This window comes from Burkholderia stagnalis (assembly GCF_902830275.1).
Lineage (GTDB): Bacteria > Pseudomonadota > Gammaproteobacteria > Burkholderiales > Burkholderiaceae > Burkholderia > Burkholderia stagnalis.
In genome coordinates, this window is sequence record NZ_CADESW010000012.1 from 131,729 (window position 1) to 152,261 (window position 20,533).

The 20,533-nt window shown below is 63.0% G+C and carries 22 protein-coding genes, 1 tRNA gene and 1 pseudogene; 13 read left to right on the forward strand and 11 right to left on the reverse strand.

The annotated features are described in order from the left end of the window. Positions 1–369 precede the first annotated feature (369 nt). Together HWY45_RS21190 and HWY45_RS21195 are read left to right on the forward strand one after the other, a co-directional pair. Positions 370–1,926, forward strand: coding sequence for a UbiD family decarboxylase (locus tag HWY45_RS21190; RefSeq protein ID WP_059802337.1), 1,557 nt, complete (start codon positions 370–372; stop codon positions 1,924–1,926). A gap of 45 nt (positions 1,927–1,971) precedes the next feature. Beyond that, entirely contained in the window at positions 1,972–2,643 is a 672-nt protein-coding gene (locus HWY45_RS21195) for a LysE family translocator (RefSeq protein WP_059884956.1), read from the forward strand. A 97-nt stretch (positions 2,644–2,740) separates the two neighbouring features. Here HWY45_RS21195 and HWY45_RS21200 read toward each other — a convergent pair whose 3' ends face one another. Further along, on the reverse strand, positions 2,741–3,040 hold the full coding sequence (locus HWY45_RS21200; protein WP_059565399.1) for a hypothetical protein: 300 nt from the start codon (positions 3,038–3,040) through the stop codon (positions 2,741–2,743). 443 nt (positions 3,041–3,483) lie between these two features. Here HWY45_RS21200 and HWY45_RS21205 point away from each other — a divergent pair, with 443 nt between their 5' ends. Together HWY45_RS21205 and HWY45_RS21210 are read left to right on the forward strand one after the other, a co-directional pair. Further along, entirely contained in the window at positions 3,484–4,413 is a 930-nt protein-coding gene (locus HWY45_RS21205; protein ID WP_059884958.1) for a Rossmann-like and DUF2520 domain-containing protein, read from the forward strand. A gap of 76 nt (positions 4,414–4,489) precedes the next feature. After that, positions 4,490–5,053 carry a YggT family protein gene (locus HWY45_RS21210; RefSeq protein WP_059565397.1) on the forward strand — a complete coding sequence of 188 codons (564 nt, stop codon included), beginning with the start codon at positions 4,490–4,492 and terminating at the stop codon, positions 5,051–5,053. A gap of 4 nt (positions 5,054–5,057) precedes the next feature. Here the strand turns inward: HWY45_RS21210 and HWY45_RS21215 are convergent, their stop codons facing one another. Both HWY45_RS21215 and crcB read right to left on the reverse strand, forming a co-directional pair. Further along, the gene (locus tag HWY45_RS21215) at positions 5,058–5,405 is read right to left on the reverse strand and encodes a DUF190 domain-containing protein (RefSeq protein WP_059565506.1); all 348 of its coding nucleotides are present in this window, start codon (positions 5,403–5,405) and stop codon (positions 5,058–5,060) included. A 61-nt stretch (positions 5,406–5,466) separates the two neighbouring features. After that, positions 5,467–5,853, reverse strand: coding sequence for a fluoride efflux transporter CrcB (gene crcB / locus HWY45_RS21220; RefSeq protein WP_059884960.1), 387 nt, complete (start codon positions 5,851–5,853; stop codon positions 5,467–5,469). Between the two features lie 375 nt (positions 5,854–6,228). On the opposite strand from crcB, the gene HWY45_RS21225 reads away from it, so the two are divergent. Next, on the forward strand, positions 6,229–7,440 hold the full coding sequence (locus HWY45_RS21225) for a S53 family peptidase (RefSeq protein ID WP_059565395.1): 1,212 nt from the start codon (positions 6,229–6,231) through the stop codon (positions 7,438–7,440). Positions 7,441–7,477: 37 nt separating this feature from the next. Here HWY45_RS21225 and HWY45_RS21230 read toward each other — a convergent pair whose 3' ends face one another. From HWY45_RS21230 to HWY45_RS21240, 3 genes are all read right to left on the reverse strand, one after another. Continuing rightward, positions 7,478–8,338, reverse strand: coding sequence for an SIR2 family NAD-dependent protein deacylase (locus HWY45_RS21230; protein ID WP_059884962.1), 861 nt, complete (start codon positions 8,336–8,338; stop codon positions 7,478–7,480). Between the two features lie 93 nt (positions 8,339–8,431). Then, positions 8,432–8,824, reverse strand: a complete 393-nt coding sequence (locus HWY45_RS21235) for a hypothetical protein (RefSeq protein WP_059802342.1) — start codon at positions 8,822–8,824, stop codon at positions 8,432–8,434. After that, positions 8,821–9,423 carry an NUDIX domain-containing protein gene (locus HWY45_RS21240; RefSeq protein WP_059884964.1) on the reverse strand — a complete coding sequence of 201 codons (603 nt, stop codon included), beginning with the start codon at positions 9,421–9,423 and terminating at the stop codon, positions 8,821–8,823. Before HWY45_RS21240 ends, HWY45_RS21235 begins: the two co-directional genes overlap by 4 nt. 79 nt (positions 9,424–9,502) lie before the next feature. On the opposite strand from HWY45_RS21240, the gene HWY45_RS21245 reads away from it, so the two are divergent. Together HWY45_RS21245 and HWY45_RS21250 are read left to right on the forward strand one after the other, a co-directional pair. Continuing rightward, positions 9,503–10,258 (forward strand): DeoR/GlpR family DNA-binding transcription regulator, encoded by a 756-nt coding sequence (locus HWY45_RS21245; protein ID WP_175038325.1) that lies wholly within the window; start codon positions 9,503–9,505, stop codon positions 10,256–10,258. Between the two features lie 39 nt (positions 10,259–10,297). After that, complete coding sequence (locus HWY45_RS21250) at positions 10,298–10,570, forward strand: LysE/ArgO family amino acid transporter (protein ID WP_269114010.1); 273 nt, start codon at positions 10,298–10,300, stop codon at positions 10,568–10,570. Between the two features lie 326 nt (positions 10,571–10,896). On the opposite strand, the gene HWY45_RS21255 is transcribed toward HWY45_RS21250, so the two are convergent. The 3 genes from HWY45_RS21255 to HWY45_RS21265 all read right to left on the reverse strand — a co-directional run bounded on the left by HWY45_RS21255 (position 10,897) and on the right by HWY45_RS21265 (position 14,135). Beyond that, on the reverse strand, positions 10,897–11,241 hold the full coding sequence (locus tag HWY45_RS21255) for a cupin domain-containing protein (RefSeq protein ID WP_047900015.1): 345 nt from the start codon (positions 11,239–11,241) through the stop codon (positions 10,897–10,899). A gap of 641 nt (positions 11,242–11,882) precedes the next feature. Next, positions 11,883–12,869 (reverse strand): toll/interleukin-1 receptor domain-containing protein, encoded by a 987-nt coding sequence (locus tag HWY45_RS21260; RefSeq protein WP_081069907.1) that lies wholly within the window; start codon positions 12,867–12,869, stop codon positions 11,883–11,885. Between the two features lie 69 nt (positions 12,870–12,938). Next, positions 12,939–14,135, reverse strand: a complete 1,197-nt coding sequence (locus tag HWY45_RS21265) for a reverse transcriptase domain-containing protein (protein ID WP_063895670.1) — start codon at positions 14,133–14,135, stop codon at positions 12,939–12,941. Positions 14,136–14,826: 691 nt separating this feature from the next. Between HWY45_RS21265 and HWY45_RS21270 the strand changes: the two genes are divergently transcribed. The 6 genes from HWY45_RS21270 to HWY45_RS21295 all read left to right on the forward strand — a co-directional run bounded on the left by HWY45_RS21270 (position 14,827) and on the right by HWY45_RS21295 (position 18,483). Beyond that, a complete protein-coding gene (locus tag HWY45_RS21270) occupies positions 14,827–15,039 on the forward strand; it encodes a hypothetical protein (RefSeq protein ID WP_126877948.1) in 213 nt (70 codons plus the stop codon). A gap of 31 nt (positions 15,040–15,070) precedes the next feature. Then, a complete protein-coding gene (locus HWY45_RS21275) occupies positions 15,071–15,667 on the forward strand; it encodes a hypothetical protein (RefSeq protein WP_009689783.1) in 597 nt (198 codons plus the stop codon). Positions 15,668–15,896: 229 nt separating this feature from the next. Further along, on the forward strand, positions 15,897–16,739 hold the full coding sequence (locus HWY45_RS21280; protein ID WP_150998755.1) for a DUF7946 domain-containing protein: 843 nt from the start codon (positions 15,897–15,899) through the stop codon (positions 16,737–16,739). A 40-nt stretch (positions 16,740–16,779) separates the two neighbouring features. After that, positions 16,780–17,301 (forward strand): hypothetical protein, encoded by a 522-nt coding sequence (locus tag HWY45_RS21285; protein WP_230947000.1) that lies wholly within the window; start codon positions 16,780–16,782, stop codon positions 17,299–17,301. 120 nt (positions 17,302–17,421) lie between these two features. Beyond that, positions 17,422–18,249, forward strand: a complete 828-nt coding sequence (locus HWY45_RS21290) for a DUF2971 domain-containing protein (RefSeq protein WP_081069908.1) — start codon at positions 17,422–17,424, stop codon at positions 18,247–18,249. 159 nt (positions 18,250–18,408) lie between these two features. Continuing rightward, a tRNA-Gly gene (locus tag HWY45_RS21295) sits at positions 18,409–18,483 on the forward strand. 178 nt (positions 18,484–18,661) lie between these two features. Here the strand turns inward: HWY45_RS21295 and HWY45_RS21300 are convergent. Continuing rightward, positions 18,662–19,048: pseudogene (locus HWY45_RS21300) on the reverse strand (MlrC C-terminal domain-containing protein); the annotation flags it as partial. 24 nt (positions 19,049–19,072) lie between these two features. Beyond that, entirely contained in the window at positions 19,073–20,497 is a 1,425-nt protein-coding gene (locus HWY45_RS21305) for an aldehyde dehydrogenase family protein (protein WP_059885069.1), read from the reverse strand. Positions 20,498–20,533: the final 36 nt, after the last annotated feature.

Consider the following 20,533-nt stretch of genomic DNA (forward strand, 5'->3'; position numbering starts at 1 on the left):
GCGCTGGCTGTGACTACGACTAGAGCCGTCGACAGGCCGTGCAGGTTCCGGCGGACGGTGACGCGCTGCGTCAAAGATCGGTGATTGGCGGCTTGAAGCCTTTTACCCTGCAACCAATGTGAGCGGATTCTATCAGGGTTTTATAGATCGTCAACACTATAAAAACTCGAAATCATAACAAAAAGTAATTACAGCTGACCCTTCAGAAGCCGGAGCCCCTTGCCGTAGGGGGTTTGCGCGCCGTCGACTTTTTTCTGCGCCGGGCAGCCGCGCGGCCGGCCGGGTAAAATCGTCGGTCGATTCGGGGCCGCAGCCGGCCGCTGCGCCCGCCCATCGCCGCCCGCCGTGCGGGCGGCCCGGACCTTATTCATGAAATACAAAGACTTACGCGATTTCATCCAGCGCCTCGAGGCGCTCGGCGAGCTGCGGCGCGTCACGCAGCCCGTGTCGCCGGTGCTCGAGATGACCGAACTGTGCGACCGCGTGCTGCGCGCCGGCGGCCCCGCGCTGCTGTTCAATGCGCCGCCCGGCAGCGACTTCCCGGTGCTCGGCAACCTGTTCGGCACGCCGCGGCGCGTCGCGCTCGGCATGGGCGTCGATGCCGGCGACGAGGCCGCGCTCGACTCGCTGCGCGATCTCGGGCGCCTGCTGTCCGCAATGAAGGAACCCGATCCGCCGCGCAGCCTGAAGGACGCCGGCAAGCTGCTGTCGCTCGCGAAGGCGCTGTGGGACATGGCGCCGAAGACGGTGTCGTCGCCGCCGTGCCAGGAAATCGTCTGGGAAGGCAACGACGTCGATCTCGGCAAGCTGCCGATCCAGACCTGCTGGCCGGGCGACGCGGGCCCGCTGATCACCTGGGGCCTGACGGTCACGCGCGGGCCGAACAAGCCGCGCCAGAACCTCGGCATCTACCGCCAGCAGCTGATCGGCCGCAACAAGCTGATCATGCGCTGGCTCGCGCACCGCGGCGGCGCGCTCGACTTCCGCGAGTTCGCGCTGCGCAACCCCGGCAAGCCGTATCCGGTCGCCGTCGTGCTCGGCGCCGATCCGGCCACCACGCTCGGCGCGGTGACGCCGGTGCCCGATTCGCTGTCCGAGTACCAGTTCGCCGGCCTCCTGCGCGGCAGCCGCACCGAGCTCGCGAAGTGCCTGACGCCCGGCGTCGACACGCTGCAGGTGCCGGCGCGCGCGGAGATCGTGCTCGAGGGCTTCATCTACCCGCAGGACGGCGCGCCTGCGCCCGCCCCCGCCGGCGCGCCGCCGCGCCCGGCGAACGGCGCGAGCGCCGCGTACGAGCACGCGCTCGAAGGTCCTTATGGCGACCACACCGGCTATTACAACGAGCAGGAGTGGTTCCCGGTGTTCACGGTCGAGCGCATCACGATGCGCCGCGACGCGATCTACCACTCGACCTACACGGGCAAGCCGCCCGACGAGCCCGCGGTGCTCGGCGTCGCGCTGAACGAGGTGTTCGTGCCGCTGCTGCAGAAGCAGTTCTCCGAGATCACCGACTTCTATCTGCCGCCCGAAGGCTGCAGCTACCGGATGGCGATCGTCCAGATGAAGAAGAGCTACGCGGGCCACGCGAAGCGCGTGATGTTCGGCGTCTGGAGCTTCCTGCGGCAGTTCATGTATACGAAGTTCATCGTCGTCGTCGACGAGGACGTGAATATCCGCGACTGGAAGGAAGTGATCTGGGCGATCACGACGCGCGTCGATCCGGTGCGCGACACCGTGATGGTCGACAACACGCCGATCGACTATCTGGATTTCGCGTCGCCGGTCGCGGGGCTCGGCTCGAAGATGGGGCTCGACGCGACCAACAAGTGGCCCGGCGAGACCAGTCGCGAATGGGGCCGCCCGATCGAGATGGACGCCGCCGTGAAGGCGCGCGTCGACCGGATCTGGCAGGACCTCGGCCTGTAACGCGAACCGGCGCCCGGCCCGCCGGGCGCCCAGACAAGACCGACGATGAGCTTCCCCCCTGCCTCGATGCTGTCCGACGGGTTCTTCCTGTCGCTGTCGCTGTGCCTCGACATCGGCCTCGTGAATGTCGCGATGCTGTCGCTCACGCTGTCGCACGGCTTCCGGCCGGGCTTCTGGCTTGGCATCGGCTCGTGCGTCGGCGATCTCGTATACGCGGCGCTCGCGCTCGCGGGGATGGCCGTGCTGCTGCAGTTCGAAGCGGTGCGCTGGGTGGTCTGGATCGGCGGCGGCGCGGTGCTGCTGTTCCTGACGTGGAAGATGGCGCGCGAAGCGCTGGCGCCCGGCAACGCGCCGGACCACGCCGCCGCGGATGGCGCACTGCCGCCGCGCGCGAGCGCACGGCGCAGCTTCATGCGCGGGATGCTGCTCGCGATGTCGTCGCCGAGCGCGATCCTGTGGTTCGCGGCGGTCGGCGGCGCGCTGATCGCGAAAGCCGGCGCGACCACGCCTGCCACCGCGTCGGTATTTCTGTCCGGCTTCTTCCTCGGCGGCCTCGCGTGGACGCTGTTCATGTGCACGCTCGCGAGCCAGGGCCGCAAGCGCGCGGGCGCGGGGCTGATGCGCGCGTGCCACGTCGCGTCGGCGCTGCTGTTCGCGTATTTCTCGTACAGCGTGATCGTCGGCGGCTATCGCGACCTGATCGCACACGCGGTCTGAACGCGCAGCGAACGGCCGCCCCAATAGAAAACGGCGCAGCCTCCCGCGAGGGACGCTGCGCCGTTTGCCACGCGCGGACGAGCCGCGCGGGCGTCAATCAGCGGCGCCAGTAGCCGTGGCCGTAGCCATGGTGGCGCCAGTACGGACGGCCATAATAGCCGCCATAGCCACCGTATCCACCGACCACCACGGCCGGCGGCGGATAGTAGACCGGCGGCGGGGCATAGACGACAGGCGGCGGCGGTGCGTAATAGACGGGCGGCGGCGCCGCATAGACCGGATACGCGGGCGCGACCGGAATCCCGATGCCGACCCCGATCGACACGTGAGCCTGCGCGGCGCTTGCGGCACCCAGGCCCAGCGCGGCGGCGGCGATGAACGGAATGAGCTTTTTCACTTCGATTCTCCTGCTGGAGCGATCATTTTATGCGCTCCTGTCGGCAACGGCGGGCGTGCACGTCGCATGCATGCAATGTAGCGAAAAGCACTCGAGCCCGTCGTCTGCATTTGTAGCAAATTGCAATCGCGCCCCCGTGCCGGCCGCGCGCCGCCTGGCGCACGCGCCCGCCGAGCGCCCCGGCGGACCGCATGAATCCGCGGGTCGGACCGTCGGCGACGGGTCGTCAGGTCAGCCTTACCGATTGCCGCGCGCGGGGCGTGCCGGCCGCCGTAATGAACGATTACAAATTTGAGACAAAAAGCCAACAGCGGTCGCGGCGCTGCCGGCCGGCGCGCTGCTCGGGGCCGGATCGCGACCGTTCAAGCCGCCGCCCGTCTGCCGCGGCCACCTCCCCGTTCCTGCGATACTGGCGGCTTCCCGTTTTCGCTTCGTCCACTGCCATGACCGTTCCCGCCATGCCCCGTCTCGGCTTCATCGGCGCCGGCCGCCTCGCGCGCTGCGTCGCGCAGCGTTTCGCGCAGGCCGGCTTTTCCGTCGTCGCGGTCGCGAGCCGCACGCCGGCGTCGGCCGCGGCGCTCGCCGCGCGCATCGACGGCTGCCGCGCGCTCGCGTCGCCGCAGGACGTCGTCGATGCGGCCGACCTGATCTTCCTGACCGTGCCCGACGACCATCTCGCGGCGAGCGCCGCGCTGCTGCGGTTCGACGCGTCGCGCGCGGCCGGCCAGGCGCTCGTGCATTGCAGCGGCGCGTCGAGCGTCGACCTGCTGGATCCCGCGAAACGGCAAGGCGCGGCGACGGGCGGGTTCCATCCGCTCTACCTGTTCGGCGGCGGCGACGCCGACCTGACCCGCATCGACGGCTGCTCGGTGACGATCGAGGCCGACGGCGCGCTGCACGCGGTGCTCGCGCGCCTCGCGGCCGCGCTCGGCTGCCATCCGCTGTCGATCCCGGCCGGCGGCCGGATGCTGTACCACGCGGCCGCGCACTATGCGGCGAGCTTCGCCCTGTGCGGACTCGCGGAAGCGGTGGACCTGTGGCGCACGCTCGGCTTCGACGAGGACGCCGCGCTGCGCGCGCTGCTGCCGATGCTGGCCGGCACGATCGAGACGGCGCGCGACAAGGGGCTGTCGAACGCGCTCGCGGGGCCCGTGTCGCGCGGCGACACCGGCATCGTCGAACGCCAGCTCGCGCTGCTGGAGGCGCGCGGCGGCGATCACGCGACGCTCTATGCGCTGATGACGCGCCGCGCGGTCGCGCTCGCGGCGCAGCGCGCGGCGCCGCCCGCGTCGCTGCCGGCGCTCGCCGACGCCGTCGAAGCGTCACTCGCGCGCACCGCCGCGCCGCCCTCCCCCGCGCGCGACGAGGCGTGATAAGGTGTCGGCCGATGCGCCGCCATCCGGCGTTGGCGGCCGCACGCTACTCGACTGTAAAAAAAGGATGCCAACGATGTTCGGCGAAATCGCCCGTTTTCTGCTCAATACCGTCTTTACGCTGTTCGGCGCCGCGCTGATTCTGCGCGTCTGGATGCAAGCCGTCCGCGTGCCGCCGTACAACCCCGTCACGCAGGCCGTGCTGCAGGCCACCAACTGGCTGGTGCTGCCGTTGCGCCGCGTGATCGCCGGCGTGCGCGGCATCGACTGGGCGAGCGTCGTCGCCGCGGTGCTGACGTCGTTCGTGTACGTGGTGCTGATGATCGTGATGGCCGGCGTCGACCCGACCGCGCTGGTGCCGACGATCGTGATCGTCGCGCTGCTGACCGTCTTGAAGTGGGCGCTCAACCTGGTGATCTGGATGACGATCCTGATGGCGCTGCTGTCGTGGCTGAACCCGCGCTCGCCGGCAATGCCGATCCTCTACCAGCTCACCGCGCCGTTCCTCAACCCGCTGCGCCGCGTGATCCCGAACCTCGGCGGCGTCGACCTGTCGCCGATCCTGCTGTTCGTGATCGTGCAGGTGCTGCTGATGATCGTGACGCGCGCCGCCGTGTCGCTCACGCTGTTCGGCATCTAGGCATCTAACCGCCAGCCTGCTCCGCCGGCGCGCCGAGCGTGTCGATCACGCCGAAGCGCGCCGGAATCATCGCGTAGCACACGCGCACCTTCTCCTGGCCGAGCCGCTCGAGCAGCCGGCGCGCCTCGTCGTCGGTGACGACGAACTCGACCTCGATCGTCAGCGACCCCTGCAATTCGAAGAAGCGGTCTTCGTGCAGCACCCGGTGCGCGCCGAAGCCCGCCATCGCGCGAAACGCCGACCCGCCCGCGACGCCCATGCGCCGGCCTTCCTCGAGCAGCCATTCCCAGAGCGGCTTCCAGTGCAGCCGGTGCTGCTCGTGCACATAGAAGCGCAAGAAGATCCTGTCCATCGCCACCTCCGACGCCGGCCGCCTGGGGCCTGTTCGCGCCAATAACGGGCTTGCGCCGGCGCTAGGCCGCAGCGAGCCACGCACGGGCGGTCCACATGCCGAGGGCCGTCAACGTGAACGATCCCATCAAGTGTAGGGCAGCCACCGCGAACGCCCATCCGAACTCGCCCTGCAGCGCATGCGTCATCACCTCGGCCGAGAAGGTCGAGAACGTCGTGAGCCCGCCGAGAAAGCCGGTGATCACGAACAGCCGCCACTCGGGCGGCAGCCCGGCGCGCGTCGCGAACATCACCACGGCGATGCCGATCACGTAGCCGCCGATCAGGTTCGCGGCGAGCGTGCCGAGCGGCACCTCGGGCAGGAACGCGTTGAGCGCGAGGCTCAGGAACCAGCGCAGCAGCGCGCCGAGCCCGGCGCCGACGAAGATCGCGACGATCGATTGGAACAAGGGAACTCCTCGGTGACGATGCGGCGTGGCCGATGCGGCCCACGCTGAACTGTATGCGGAATCGCGCCGCGCCGGCAATTTCATGAAGCGATTCATGATTCACGCACGTCCGGCGTCACGGATATTTTCCGGCGCATTACGCTGGACATTACAAATAAATTCGAGATTGACCGATTATCTTCCAGCCTTCTTAAATTCACGAAAACGGTTTTCCACGATGGCGCGTCAATCCTGAAAACGCCCGTCTCATAGGCGCTCCACGTATTTTCCCTTATCAGACTTTCCCGAATTCCACCGATATTTCATGCAATTGACTTTGCCAATTTCGTAGACTTGTTTCGACCCACTCACTCCATCGGCATGGAGACTCGAAAAATGAAGAATATCCGCCTGTCGTCCATGTTGATTCCGGCACTGTGCGCGTCGCTGCTCGCGTCGAGCGTCGCGCTCGCCGAGGGCAACGGGCCGCCGTCCTACGTCGAAGGCAATCGCGCGCCGAAGGGGTTCGCCCGCCCGCCGTTCCATACGAAACAGCGCGCGAGCACGGCCGCGGTGTCCGGCCTCACGCCCGCGCTCGCGCGGCATGCGTACGGGTTCGACGCGATCGCCAACCAGGGCGACGGGATGGTCGTCGCGATCGTCGACGCATACGACGACCCGAAGATCGAAGCCGACCTCGGCGTGTTCAGCAACGCGTTCTCGCTGCCGGCCTGCACCACGGCGAACGGCTGCTTCACCAAGGTGTACGCGCGCGGCGTCCGGCCCAGGACCGACGCGGGCTGGTCGCTCGAAATGGCGCTCGACGTCGAGTGGGTGCATGCGATCGCGCCGAAGGCGCGGATCATCCTCGTCGAGGCCGCGTCGGCCAGCTTCAACGACCTGCTGGCCGCGGTCGACGTCGCGGTGAAGCGCGGCGCGTCCGTCGTGTCGATGAGTTTCGGCGGCAACGAGTTCAGCAGCGAGACCGGTTTCGACAGCCACTTCAGCGTGCCGGGCGTCACCTTCGTCGCGTCGTCCGGCGACAGCGGCGCCGGCACCGAATACCCGGCGGCGTCGCCGTACGTGGTGGCGGTGGGCGGCACCACGCTGACCACCGATGCGTACGGCAACTACGTCGGCGAGGCGGCCTGGAGCGGCAGCGGCGGCGGCGTGAGCACCGTCGAGACCGAGCCCGCCGGTCAGGCCGCGTGGCCCGTTCCGGTGGCCGGCAAGCGCGGCGTGCCGGACGTGAGCTACGACGCGAATCCGTCCAGCGGGTTCGCGGTGTACGACTCGGTCACCTATCAGGGGCAGGCGGGCTGGTTCCAGGTCGGCGGCACGAGCGCGGGCGCGCCGCAATGGGCGGCGCTCGTCGCGATCGCGAACTCGCTGCGCGCGGCGGCCGGCAAGAGCCGGCTGAGCGGCACCTACGACGCACTCTATGCGCTCGGGAAAACCGCCTACGGCAGCGACTATCACGACGTGACGACCGGCACCAACGGCAACTGCGGCGGCGTCTGCAGCGCCGCGGGCGGCTACGACTACGTGACGGGCCTCGGTTCGCCGCTCGCGCCATCGCTCGTGCAGGCGCTCGTCGCCCGGCCGTAGCCGAGCGGCCGCTGTCGGCGGGCCCGTGGCGCGGCGCTCAGCCGCCGCGCCATGCGCGATCGAGCGCGCGCAGCGTCGCGCGCGCGCCGCCCTTCAGGCCGATCACGTCCGCGCGGCGCGCATGCGCCTCGCGCGCGTTGATGCGGATCACGTCGGCGCCGAGCCGTTCGCTGATCAGCCGCACGGTCGGGATCGCCGTGCCGGCCCCCACTTCGACCACCGCCACGCGCCCGGCGCCGGCGAGCCAGTCTTCCAGCGCGCGCTCCTGCGCGTCGTAGCGCGCGCCGATCCATCCGGCGTCGCCGAACATCAGGATGTTCGGCCGCGCGAGGCCGCCGCAGTGCGGGCAGGCCGGCATCTCGCCGACCAGGCGGCAGGCCGCCGCGTCGACCTCCGGCGTGAACGGGTCCGCCGACCACGTGTGCTCCGAGCACGGGCGCAGGCACTGCATCCGGTGGATCGAGCCGTGGATCTCGACGATCCGCGCCGGATCGAAGCCGGCCTTCTGGAACTGCCCGTCGACGTTGCTCGTCAGCACGAAGCCGCCGTTCGGCATCGCGTCGATCCAGCGGCGCAGGATCCCGAAGCCGTCGTGCGGCACGGTCGACCGGTACAGCCCGAGGCGATGGCCGTAGAAGCCCCAGGCGAGCTGCGGCCGCGCGCGGAACGCCTGCGGCGACGCGATCTCGTGGAATTCGAAGCGCTCGTGACGCAACGCGGGGTACGCGCGCCAGAAGCCGTCCGTGCCGCGGAAATCCGGCAGGCCGGAATCGACGCCGATGCCGGCGCCGGCCGTGACGAGCAGCGCGTCGGCGCGGGACAGCGCGGCGACGGCGGCGTCGATCAGGGAGTCAGGCAGCGGCAATTCGCCGTCGGCGGCAGGATCGAGGGGCGGCATGAGGGTTCGGTGGTGAGGTGCGGGGCGGCGTGGTTTTCGCCGTCGCGATCATACGCCGACGCGCCCCGCATGACGACTCCGTCCGCCGGGGCGTCACGGGCCGCCGTCGCCGCGCGTTTCCGGCGTCGCGGCCGGCACGTCGTCGAGCGCGCGATAGACCGGCTTGCCGAGACTGCGCGCCAGTGCGACATCGGCATCCGCGCCGCGCGATTCGCCGTCGATCCGCAGCACCGCGTCGCAGCGGTGCAGCAGCCGGTGCGCGGCCGGATAGAGGAACGTCTCGCTGATCGCGTCGCCGACCTGCTGCGACCCGGCCATCGTGGCGAGCGGCAGCGACACCCATTCGGCGATCATCGGCACGTGCCCGCGCCGATAGACGGCCAGCGCCGCCTGCTCGAGCCGCACGAGGTTCGCGGCGATGCGCGCGGGGTCGCCGTCGGTGCCGCTGCGGTACGGGCCCGCCACCAGGATCAGTTGCGGCGTCATGCGGCCTGCCCTCCCGCGTGCGCGTGCAACGCGGCGTACTGCAGCAGCATGATCGTCTTGCCGTCGACGATCTCGCCGCGCTCGATTGCCCGCAATGCCGCGTCGAGCGACATCTCGACGACCTCCAGATCCTCGCCCTCGTCCGCCAGGCCGCCGCCGTCGCCGGTACGCAAGGACGCGTCGTATTCGCCAACGAAGAAGTGCAGCTTCTCCGTGACCGAGCCCGGGCTCATGTAGGCCTCGAACACCTTGCGCACGTTGCGCACGCGGTACCCCGTCTCCTCCTCGGCTTCGGCGCGGATCCGGTCTTCCGGCGTCGCGTCGTCGAGCAGGCCGGCGGCCGCCTCCAGCAGCATCCCGTCGTGGCCGTTCACGAACGCCGGCATCCGGAACTGGCGCGTCAGCAGCACGGTGCCGGTCGCGGGATTGCGCAGCAGGATCGTCGCGCCATTGCCGCGATCGTAGGTCTCGCGGCTGAGCCGCTGCCAGGTGCCGTCGCGGCGGCGGTAATCGAACGTGATCTTCTTCAGCACATACCAGTCGTCGGACAGCACGACGGTATCGACGATGCGCACCCGCTCCTGCGTGGTTACGACCATGACAGCCTCCATTCGACAGATGACGGCGCCGATGGTAACGTGCACATTCGTGCAATATCAAGAATATTCGTGCAAAGCCATGCTGACGACGCAACGCAAGAAAGCCATCCTCGACACGCTCCGGCGCGACGGCCAGGTGCTGGCCGGTGAACTGAGCGCGACCTTCGGCGTATCGGAGGACACGATCCGGCGCGACCTGCGCGAGCTGGCCGCCGAAGGCCTGCTGCAGCGGGTGCACGGCGGCGCGCTGCCCGCTTCGCCGGCCACCGCGCCGTTCGCGCAGCGCCAGGATCTCGAATCGGCCGCCAAGCGCCGCATCGCGCGGCGGGCCGCCGGGATGATCGCGCCGGGGCAGGTCGTGATCGTCGACGGCGGCACGACGTCGGCGCTGCTGGTGAGCCAGTTGCCGGCCGACCTGTCGGCGACGGTCGTCACGCACAGCCCGAGCGTCGCCGTCGCACTCGTAGAGCATCCGTCGATCGACGTGATCCTGATCGGCGGGCAGCTGTTCAAGCACTCGATCGTGACGGTCGGCGCGGCGGCCATGGAGGCGATCGCGCGCGTGCATGCGGACCTGTACTTCATGGGGGTGACGGGCGTGCATCCGGTGGCCGGGCTGACCACCGGCAATTTCGAGGAGGCCGCGATCAAGCGCGCGCTGGCCGCGCGCGCGGCGGAGACGGTCGTGCTCGCGTCGTCGTCGAAGCTCAACGCGGCGTCGCCGTTCGTGATCGGCGAGATCGCGCTCGCGCAGACGGTCGTCGTCGAAGAGGCGACCGATGCGGCGCTGACGAAGCCGATCGAGGCGGCGGGCGTGACGGTCGTGCGGGCGTAGGGGCGGCGCCTGCTGCAAGCGCCTGTTCGCCGCGAAACGCTGGTCACCGCCGCGGTGTCGCTGCTCAATCCGTATGCATGGATCGACACGGTACTGCTGCTCGGCACCATGATCGCGAGCCATGCGCCGCAGGCGCGCGCACCGTTCGCGGCCGGCACGATGGTCGCTTCGCTCGCATGGTTCCTGATGCTGGCCTATGGGGCGCGCGCTTGCCGCGCGTGGTTCTCGCGCACGCTCGGTTGGCGCGTGCTCGACCTGTTCGTCGCGGTGATGATGATCGGCTTTGCGATCCGTTTCGCGATCGACGCGTGATGAATTCGGTTGCGTCGCTTCAGTCGCCGTCTTCTCGAACGGCGGCGGCCAGATCGCGAATCTGCTCGATGGCCAGCGGCGCGAAATCGATGGGATGTCGAGTGTCGCCATGCGACGACTATCCCGGCAATCCTGTGGACGAAACAACGGCGTAGGCCCGGGTACGCCCCGCAACCGCGTTCGCCCGGCGTACGCGTTCCGCGGGCGTCGTCTTGCCTTTAATGTGCATGGACCCTTGCAAGATGCAAGGGCCGCGATGACAGAGGCCGCGAACCGGGAAGGTACTTGGACGACGACGATATGCGTGGTCGAATCGACAGGCCCGCTCAGGCGAAGACGAAGTACTTGCGCACCGTCTCCACCACTTCCCAGGTTCCTTTCATGCCGGGTTCAATCACGAACACGTCGCCGGCCTTCAGGTGCACCGACTCCTCGCCTTCCGGCGTGATGATGCAGTAGCCGTCGAGGAAGTGGCAGAACTCCCATTTCTCGTAGTTCACCTCGAACTTGCCCGGGGTGCAGATCCAGGTGCCCATGATCTTGCTGCCGTCCTTGGAGACGTAAGCGTTGAGGTTCACGGTGTGCGGATCGCCGCCGATGCGCTTCCACTTGGTCGCGTCGAGGACCGGCGTCGGGCAGGTTTCGCGCAAAACGGTGATGAAATCAGACATGTCAGCTCCAAACGATCGGGTAAGTGGTCCGTCACGTTAATTCGGAAGCGTTACCGGGGCTTGTTTGCTTCCGACACCGACTCGTCTATTTTCGACAGCAGGCTCGCCTGCAAGCGCGCTGCCAGCTCGTTGCACCTGGCTCGGGCGGAATAGCCCCAGCTATTCGCGGATTCAACCAATCGAGCGAATCGCGTCGACGGACCGTTTTGGGCCGATCTTTGACGGCCATTCTCGGCGACGCCACCGCGCCACGATCCAGCCACGCCAGTTTCGCCGCCACCGCCCCAAACCGCCCGCTTGCCATCCCCACCCGCCCCCCCTGTACAATCACCCGTTCTGCGGGCGTCGTATAATGGCCATTACCTCAGCTTCCCAAGCCCCAACGCGTTAATTAGAATCACTAACCACGCGCATTCACACGTCATAATTTCTCCCGGCTCCACGAAGAACCGCTGTTCATGCGGGATTCATTGCGATGCCAGTTTTCATGCCAGCACCGACATCAAGAAGCTGACGATATAGCCTCACCTTTTAAAGCACGGAGACCGTTTCATTCCCCCTTGCAATTCGAGACGCACTCTCGGCAACGAGCGTTTCGAGCAGGGAGGAAATTACGGTTAAGAACTCGATTCTAAAAACCGTTAAGCCTGGCCTTCGTCATCGACTGTCACCTCTGCGCCACCACGCGAATAGATCGAGATGACATGTTCCGGCAAAAACACGACTCGATCGCCAACCGCTAGGTGCTCCTGCTCGTCGGCGCAAGCGGGAATATTGTTTAGCTCTCCAATATAGTAGGGACCAGATCGCTCGTGTACGATGACCCACATCCGCTCGCTAGAGCAATCACCGAGTTCGGGATCGTCTGGCACCTGTATATCGAACATAAGCTTGACGATGTCGCCGCTTACGAGTCCACGACGCTCTTGCTCATCCGGAATCTCAAACGTTTCGGGCCATCGGCGGTGACTAGCAACGCCACTTCGCAGGCGCCAACCATCTATATCAAGTTCAGCAAGATGGATTTCCTCACCTTCTTGTTGTTCTTGCTCAATTGTGATCGGTTCTTGATCAACTGCGAAGATCGGAGCTTCGCCAAGGTCAGGCGGACAATACATCGGCGCTTTGAAAATCGCTCTTAGCAGCGACTCCATTGAAAAATCCGAATTAGCGTCGGAGCGCATATCAATGGCGTAAGTTCCGTGGAATGCAGCAGGTATCGAGCACTCAGGACCCGCAGCGAAATCGCCATCACGAACGATTGGAATAAAGTGCTCCCTAGCCTTCCCAGAGACAATATTTCCAGTAATGATTTGCTGTTCATAGCCTACACCGCCAACTCGCGCCAGAGATTTCCGCGCGTACTCCTTGGTGCAGACTACGAGGGTGAAATCGCATCCAGAAACTTCCGCCTCCATAAACTGAGTGAGGCTTTGTCCTGGAACAATATGCCATTGATCCAATCTCGCGTGAACACCATTTTTTGTGAGACGCTCGGCCAAGGCGCGGACCCAAGCCTTGTGGTCCTCGCTGTCCCAAGAATAGGAAATGAATACTCTGGGAGGAATGCTCTCTGCCATCATCAGGTCCAGTGATTTGATTTCCAATGAAGACGAACGTGCTGCCATTTTCACATGCAGCAGCCACTGTTCACCTCAAGATCGAATACTTATTGCCATACTCTTCAACGAACTACGTCAATTCAATCCCAAGAAGTTGCGGGCCACAGGCGACAACTTGGCGAGATCGATCCCGAGGCCTTCGCTATAGATTCTTCGAAGTACCCGCTGCTCCAGCTTCCCCAACTCTCGACCCAGATCTTCTACGTTGTGACACATGTCATAGGCTGCCAAATACCCGTTTCGCCTCAACATGAGTACATTACCCAGTTTTGGCAGAGCTATCCGTCGCGCCACGAGTTCCTGGACTGAGCCGAGCTTAAGCAGGTCATCACGAATGACATCGATTTGTTCCTGCGTCAACTCAAGCCGGTAGCTGGACTGGTGGCGAACCAAGCTCACACCAAGAAATTCGGCAGCCTGCTCGGGTTCGTATATCACTGACTTCGAGCCGGGCTCAACCGGTGGCACCATCAACCCAATCGGGGCGAGATGGCGCGCGCAGAATTCAGCAACATCCTCACACTCACCACGAGACGAGGCAAAGAAAATCAGGTCGTCCGCATACCTGACCGCACGAAGACTCCGCTGCTCAATCACGCGATCAAAACCGGCCAGCATAATATTGGAAAAGAATGGGGATAGCGGCATTCCCTGTCGCACGCCTCGCCCGGCTTTGATGCCGAGTCGATTGATCCTCTTCGCAACGCTCCCCTTCGTCGCGGAAATCTCGCAACCAATTGCCTGCACCAGCAGCGGATGGAGGGAGCGCTCACGGATGACAACCTTCAGCGCTCGCTCAAGATGCAACCGATCAATGGAATCAAAAAAAGACGCGATATCTGTCTTGTAGACCCATCCATACTTCGCTCGAATCTCACAAGCGTCGTGAACAGCCTTCTTCACCCCACGATCCTTCACGAAACCATAGCTGATCTTGTTAGCAAGCCGATCTGCGTAGCGATCCGAAAGAAAATTCAAAAGCGCTCTCTGCACAATGCGATCTTGGACCGTCGGAACGCAGATCAACCGATCCTTTCCTGAAGACTTCGGAATGAGGTGTGGTCGAAGATCGGAAAACTGGAACGCTTTGCGGTGCAAATCGCGAGCCAATCGATTGAGACGAGCCTTTTCGTCAGCACGAAAGTCGTTGATGGAGATGTCATCGACGCCCGTAGTATTGCGGGATCGAGGTGAAGATTTCTTAAATAGAATGCCCCACGCCGCGCGTAGGGCATCAAGTGACAGGGCAGTATGGTATGCGTTTCTAGCCATATCTCAGGTGCTTCGCTGGCGTTGAACATCCTCCCTAGACCAGCGGCTGAAAGCCCCTTCGGCATCCTCGTTGCGGACCGCATCTTGCGATTCGGACCCGCCCCTGATTCCGCCGGTCACGCACACGCGATCGCTCGCATGGGCGCAGGTTGCCGATTGGTAACGTGCAGCGCAACCCGCAGAGATGCCCGTGGGCGCAGCACTTCGACCGAAGCGGCCGCGTCGATGCAAATGCTTCTCATTATCACCTCCATTACGCTGGTTTTGATCCCGGTGATGCAAGCGATGGCGGCCACGGCCGCGCAGACCAGCTTCCGGCCGGCGCAACGAGGGCGATGCTTCGAAGACATGCGCCGCGACGTTGCCGGCGCGCCCGCCTCCCTGCCTGGGGGATGCCCCACACGTTTGTTAATCGCCTTCCCAACAGTTCTAGGGACAGAAAGCGACCCGGTCGCCCCTTCGGCATCCTCGTTGCGGACCGCATCTTGCGATTCGGACCCGCCCCTGATTCCGCCGGTCACGCACACGCGATCGCTCGCATGGGCGCCAAAGGGCCGATTGGTAACGTGCAGCGCAACCCGCAGAGATGCCCGTGGGCGCTACCGAACCGGTGTATTTTGCCTGATGAGTCAATCGGTAACAACTCCCCACCCGCGACTCGCTCACGCACTTATTACTTGAATGTGACGATATGCCCGACTATCTTTGTACGACGATTGTTAAGTGTGCGGAGGCTGCGGTGGCAGAAAAGCAAAAACCGACAAAGAATCTCGCAAGCAACGCCGCTCGCGCCCTGAAAACCGGTACTGCCAGCAAGAAAACCGTGAAGAGCATGGCAGCCCGAATCCTTGCCGACGAGAAGAACGATCCCGAACCGCACAAGCGCGGGCCGAAAGGCAAATAGGGGTCTACGGCTCTCATAAGGGCGAAAGCAGATGGCCGTCATTTCACTTACCGATTTCGTGGACATCGTCTCGAAGTCTGGAACGCCAAAAGCAACCAAGGTTGCGAGCGTCAAGGAACGCCCCGACTATGAGCCAGCACTCGATTTTTATCGTACGTTGCGTGAGGGAATCATTCACCTTCACCAGAGCAGCAAACCGAAAAGCGAATTGGATCGCATCCTCGACAAGCTGAGTGATCCTAAGAAAATTAAGAACTACCCTGCGCTACTCGAAGGCTACAGAAAGTGGTGGGGAAAGAAAAGCCTTGTTTGGTTCTCGCCGCCAAGAGCGAGCTATGAGCATGCCGGCATTCAAATCAATATCAATCCAGAGCTCGGCATGTCGGTTGACAGCATCCGTCATGTCATCAAACTGTATTTCAAGGCCGATGCACTGACGAAACCGCGCGCCGACCTGATAACTTATCTCATGGAAACCGAGCTCCGAAAACTGGCAGCACCAACCGATGTGATGACAGTGCTAGACATCAGGAAAGCGAAGGCATTCACCTACGGCGCGAGTTCGGCAACAACTCAGCGAATGATCAATGCTGAGCTGGCGTACATAGCGAGTCTTTGGGGCAATTGAGGGAGACAGATAATGTCGTCCATGCGACGACTATCTCTAAGCCTCATAAAAGAAATAACGGTCAGATCATTCGCTCTCGATCCGAACACAAAATCATCTGTGTCGGCTCGCACCTTTGGGTCGACACACAACCAATAATAATTCTCATTTCCACATCACGCACCGGTCACTTACGCGGCTTGTACTTCTGTGGTAACGTGCAAAAAAACGGGGATTAAAATAGCAATGTATGAATCAGCCTAGCGAAGAAAAAGAAGTAAGCGCCCTCATCCGTGTTGAAGGCGGCACCGCAGACGAAGGCATCTTAGATTTGCACGACGGAGCTAGGACTATGCTCGGGATCGCTCGAGCAGTTAACATTGCTAGCCACGCGTTTGCCAACAACGATCAGATTCGCACCCGCGCCGACAGAGCTCATGGCGTTCAAGCGTTCGTCCACTCGTCCCTCAAAGGTTGCTTTGAAGAGCGCATCGATATTAGATTCAATGCGACAACAATCAAGCGAATTGGCCCCAGCAAGTTAGTCAATAGCTTTTGGGACTATCTGACATGCTGTTGGTCTGCTGCACTGGGATTACCGTACACGCCGGAAACGGCATATGTCCAAGCCACTCTTAGCAGGGACCCTGATTTTATATATGAAATCGCTGATGCACTAGAGTCAGCCATGAGAGAGTTGCAACGCCCTATTGAATCAGACGATAGCGTAAGCATCACATTGGCTCGCCTCCGCAAAGGTGACCTACTCACAATGGACCGGCACACACGCGATTTCGTAACCGTTCGCGAAATAAAAACCGACAAACGAATCATTCAAGGAAATATAACAAGATATAACGTCCTGAGTGATTTTGGTCGCCTCTATTCCGACGAAGACGGAAAAGTAATTTCATTTGAAATCGCAGGAAGCTCGGGAAATAGAGTCAAGAAGCTTGTAGTTGACTCCATGGCGAAGCGCATAGACGGCAGAACTGGGAAGCTGCAACTTAAAGTGTCATCGATTGAAAGCGCACAAGGATTTGTAAAGCGATACGTAATTCACGACGCGATCCCAATCCAAACCGATGATTAACAATCCAAGCTTGTTTTGTGCACTGCATACGTCAACCTGCATGCTAATGTCCGAGTGGGGGGTCTATTGGCAGGCTCTCGGAACATTGGCCGCCGTGATCTTCGGGGTATTCGGTCTCTATAAGGTTCGTGCAGAGCTCAAACGCCTGAACGAACAGCGTGAAAAGGAAATTATTGACAGAGATGCTGCCGCAAAATTAAAACGAACGGAGTTTTTCTTAAACCAGCATCGTCGGCTTTTTGATAACCCGGAACTTTACGCCGTCCTGTGCCTGGTTGACTCTGATAATGAAGCCCTAGCCAATCCTGACATGTGGGATCGAAAGAGAAAGTTCATTACCTTCTTCGAAGAAATTCAAATTCTCATTGATAGCGGCCAACTGGACAAGCAAGTCGCCCTCTACATGTTCGGTCATTACGCTAGATGCGCAATGTACGGAGCAAATTTTCAAACAGGCATAGCAATGACCGAGGCGTATTGGCGCTTGTTTTTTCGTTTTGTGCGAGACGCCGATGTTTTTTTTGAGGAACACCCGAATGGCCCGGAGTCAGTCTCCCTTTAACGTGCGCGCAAAGAGTCTCCGACAGCATCACCATTACAAGCACGCGCGCAGCAACGTGCCACTAAACCGCAGCGCAGTCGCTTCGTTATCTGATGTGTTAGTCCTTTTGATCTGAAGCATATGACCAACCTCGTCTATCGTTACGCGAACGCCTCCACCTTTTTATCAATGCTGCACAGTCAAGAACTGTGGTTTACCGACTTGCGCCAAATGAACGACTGGAACGAATACGAGGCTGGCTTTCGAATCGCCAGCGAAATCATCGCCTGTGATTTTCCTGAACTGACGGCTGCTATTGAGGCTATTTCACCGGATAAAATGGATCCGCATTTCATGATCCTAATATGCTCGTTTGGAAGTCTTGGTGATTGCTTGAGCATGTGGCGTGGGTACGGAGACAATTGCTACGGTGCAGCTATTGGATACGATCCCAAAAAAATACAAGATCACTGCATGTTTGGCCGATACCTTACAAAGAGAAATCCGATATCAGGGAAAGTTTTATTTCTTCCGGTGATTTATGATGACCAAGCTTACAGGTCAATGCTACGTCAATATATTCAAAGCGCGTCGAATCAATTGAAAAATCTATCAGGAGAGGACTCCAATGTACATGCCGCAGTCCATACTAGAACGCTAAAAATTGCATTGACGCGACTTTGTACTTTATACAAAGATCACTTTTTCGCAGACGAACGTGAAATCCGCGGCTTCATTGAGATCAATGCTGAAGTCGATCCATACAAACTGCAAGTCCGCCAATCCGAGTTCGGTGAAGCGACGTACCACCGCCTCAACACCAACTTCCAAAATGTGCGGGCGATTGAGGAGGTGGTTCTGGGCCCGCTGTGCACACTGACAGAGATGGAGGTTCGGAATAAGCTCGTTGAAAACGAATTAGACGGCGTGGTTATCAGGCGTTCACGGGGTGCCGGTGCTTATCGCTGATGGATTCCCCAATCCTAAATGTGAAACGACTGCCTTACGTCGATCTTGAGCGGCCAGCGATGCCAGCGCCCCAGCATCGAGCCATGCCAGTTTCGCTGCCAGCGCCCCAAACCACCCACTTGCCATCCCCACCCAAACCCCTGTAGAATTACGCGTTCTGCGGGCGTCGTATAATGGCCATTACCTCAGCTTCCCAAGCTGATGACGTGGGTTCGATTCCCATCGCCCGCTCCAGGACATCTCCAGCCTTGTTCCATAAGGCTCCGCCGATTGGCCCGATGCGGCCGCTCCCCTTCTGATCATCTCCCCGGTTGCCCGAGAAAGTCGGCGCGACACGCGTTTCTTGCGCACGACTCCCCGATATCCGGCGTGATACGCGAGCGAACCCCGCTCCGCCCAAGTCACACCTCACCTACCAATCCACCTCATCGAGCGGATAAACAGCCCGCACGAGCCGCGCATACCGAAACAGCGCGTAATCGGAACTCGTCGCGCCCCGGTTGTCGCATTCGACCAGCGCCGCCGCGATCGGCACGAACACGGGCCGGCAATACATCCGTGACTTCAGCAGCAGGAACCGCGCGCGCTGCGGATCGACACCCGCGCGCTCGAACACACCCAGATCCCAAGGCTCCTGCGTGCGCTCCGTGACGACGAGTACCGCCCTGCCGATATCAAGCACGGCCGTCCGCCCCATATACGCGCGCTGCCCCGTATACGTCGGCCCCGTGATCACCTATTCGCCGTCGGTGATCGCCCGCACCACGCCCGTCGCACGAAACGGTTCGCGCCGCACACCAGCGACAACGCGGCGGACGCTTGCTCAAACGTATCCGGTCGTGCCTTTCGTCTCCAGGTATTCCGCAATGCCGAACTCCGCATACTCGCGCCCGTTGCCGGAGCGCTTGTAGCCGCCGAACGGCGCGGCCGGGTTCCACGCCGGGTAATTGATGTGGACGTTCCCGACGCGCAGCCGGGATGCGATCCGCCGCGCGCGTTCGATGTCCGGCGATTGCACGTAGGCCGCGAGCCCATAGACCGAGTCGTTCGCGAGCGCGATCGCCTCCTCCTCCGTCCGGTAGGCGATGATCGACAGCACCGGCCCGAAGATCTCCTCGCGCGCGATCGACATGGTCGGCGCCACGTTCGAGAACACCGTCGGCCGCACGTAGAACCCTTCGCTCAAGCCTTCCGGCCGGCCGGGGCCGCCGGCGATCAGCGTCGCGCCTTCGTCGATCCCGAGCCGGATGAAGTGCTGGATGCGGTCGAACTGCGTGCGGCTGACCACCGGCCCGATCTCGGAGTCCGGCGCGCGCGGATCGCCGACCACGGTGCGCGCCGCCTCCCTGCTCGCGGCCGCTTCCGCCGCCGCGAGATGATCGACATGCACCAGCATGCGAGTCGGCGCGTTGCACGACTGGCCGCTGTTGCTGAAGCAGCTTCGTGCGCCGAGCGTCGCCGCAGCCTCGATGTCGGCGTCCGGCAGGATGAGGTTCGGGCTCTTGCTGCCGAGTTCCTGATGCACCCGTTTCACGGTATCCGCGGCCGCTTTCGCGACTTCGACACCCGCGCGCGTCGAGCCCGTGAACGACACCATGTCGACATCCGGATGCCGCGACAGCGCATCGCCGACGACGTTTCCATACCCGTGCACGAGGTTGAACACGCCGGGCGGCACGCCCGCCTCGTGCAGGATCTCGGCGAACAGGATGCCGCTGAACGGCGCGACTTCGCTCGGCTTGAGCACCATCGTGCAGCCGGCGGCGAGCGCGGGCGCCACCTTGCACACGATCTGGTTGATCGGCCAGTTCCACGGCGTGATCAGCGCGCACACGCCGATCGGCTCGTGCGACACGAGCAGCGAATCGGTCTGCGTGCTGAACCGGAACGACTGCAGCGCGCGGATCGTCTGCTCGAGATGCGCGGTGCCGACCACAGCCTGCGCCGCACGCGAAAACGCGATCGGCGCGCCCATCTCCTGGCTGATCGTCCGCGCCACTTCGTCGTAGCGGCGCCGGTAGATGTCCAGCACGCGCTGCAGCAGCGCGACGCGCGCGTCGACCGGCCACTGCGAGAACGCGTCGAATGCCTGCTTCGCCGCGCCGACCGCGCGGTCGACGTCGGCAGGCCCGCCGACTCTGAGCTGCGCATACGGCCGCTCGGTGGCCGGGTCGATCACGTCGATCGCCTGCGCGCCGTCTGGGTCGAGCCACTGTCCGTCGATGTAAGTCTGGTGTGACGTTCGCATCGCATGCTCCTGTGTGTTTGGGAGGTCGCCGCTGCG

Coding starts and splice junctions, on each gene's coding strand:
- HWY45_RS21280 (WP_150998755.1), top strand. CDS start 15,897: ATGAATCAGCCTAGCGAAGAAAAAGAAGTAAGCGCCCTCATCCGTGTT.
- HWY45_RS21205 (WP_059884958.1), top strand. CDS start 3,484: ATGACCGTTCCCGCCATGCCCCGTCTCGGCTTCATCGGCGCCGGCCGC.
- HWY45_RS21195 (WP_059884956.1), top strand. CDS start 1,972: ATGAGCTTCCCCCCTGCCTCGATGCTGTCCGACGGGTTCTTCCTGTCG.
- HWY45_RS21270 (WP_126877948.1), top strand. CDS start 14,827: ATGCCCGACTATCTTTGTACGACGATTGTTAAGTGTGCGGAGGCTGCG.
- HWY45_RS21245 (WP_175038325.1), top strand. CDS start 9,503: ATGCTGACGACGCAACGCAAGAAAGCCATCCTCGACACGCTCCGGCGC.
- HWY45_RS21240 (WP_059884964.1), bottom strand. CDS start 9,423: ATGGTCGTAACCACGCAGGAGCGGGTGCGCATCGTCGATACCGTCGTG.
- HWY45_RS21260 (WP_081069907.1), bottom strand. CDS start 12,869: ATGGCAGCACGTTCGTCTTCATTGGAAATCAAATCACTGGACCTGATG.
- HWY45_RS21305 (WP_059885069.1), bottom strand. CDS start 20,497: ATGCGAACGTCACACCAGACTTACATCGACGGACAGTGGCTCGACCCA.
- HWY45_RS21215 (WP_059565506.1), bottom strand. CDS start 5,405: ATGGACAGGATCTTCTTGCGCTTCTATGTGCACGAGCAGCACCGGCTG.
- HWY45_RS21225 (WP_059565395.1), top strand. CDS start 6,229: ATGAAGAATATCCGCCTGTCGTCCATGTTGATTCCGGCACTGTGCGCG.
- HWY45_RS21230 (WP_059884962.1), bottom strand. CDS start 8,338: ATGCCGCCCCTCGATCCTGCCGCCGACGGCGAATTGCCGCTGCCTGAC.
- HWY45_RS21255 (WP_047900015.1), bottom strand. CDS start 11,241: ATGTCTGATTTCATCACCGTTTTGCGCGAAACCTGCCCGACGCCGGTC.
- HWY45_RS21275 (WP_009689783.1), top strand. CDS start 15,071: ATGGCCGTCATTTCACTTACCGATTTCGTGGACATCGTCTCGAAGTCT.
- HWY45_RS21290 (WP_081069908.1), top strand. CDS start 17,422: ATGACCAACCTCGTCTATCGTTACGCGAACGCCTCCACCTTTTTATCA.
- HWY45_RS21210 (WP_059565397.1), top strand. CDS start 4,490: ATGTTCGGCGAAATCGCCCGTTTTCTGCTCAATACCGTCTTTACGCTG.
- HWY45_RS21190 (WP_059802337.1), top strand. CDS start 370: ATGAAATACAAAGACTTACGCGATTTCATCCAGCGCCTCGAGGCGCTC.
- HWY45_RS21285 (WP_230947000.1), top strand. CDS start 16,780: ATGCTAATGTCCGAGTGGGGGGTCTATTGGCAGGCTCTCGGAACATTG.
- HWY45_RS21235 (WP_059802342.1), bottom strand. CDS start 8,824: ATGACGCCGCAACTGATCCTGGTGGCGGGCCCGTACCGCAGCGGCACC.
- HWY45_RS21265 (WP_063895670.1), bottom strand. CDS start 14,135: ATGGCTAGAAACGCATACCATACTGCCCTGTCACTTGATGCCCTACGC.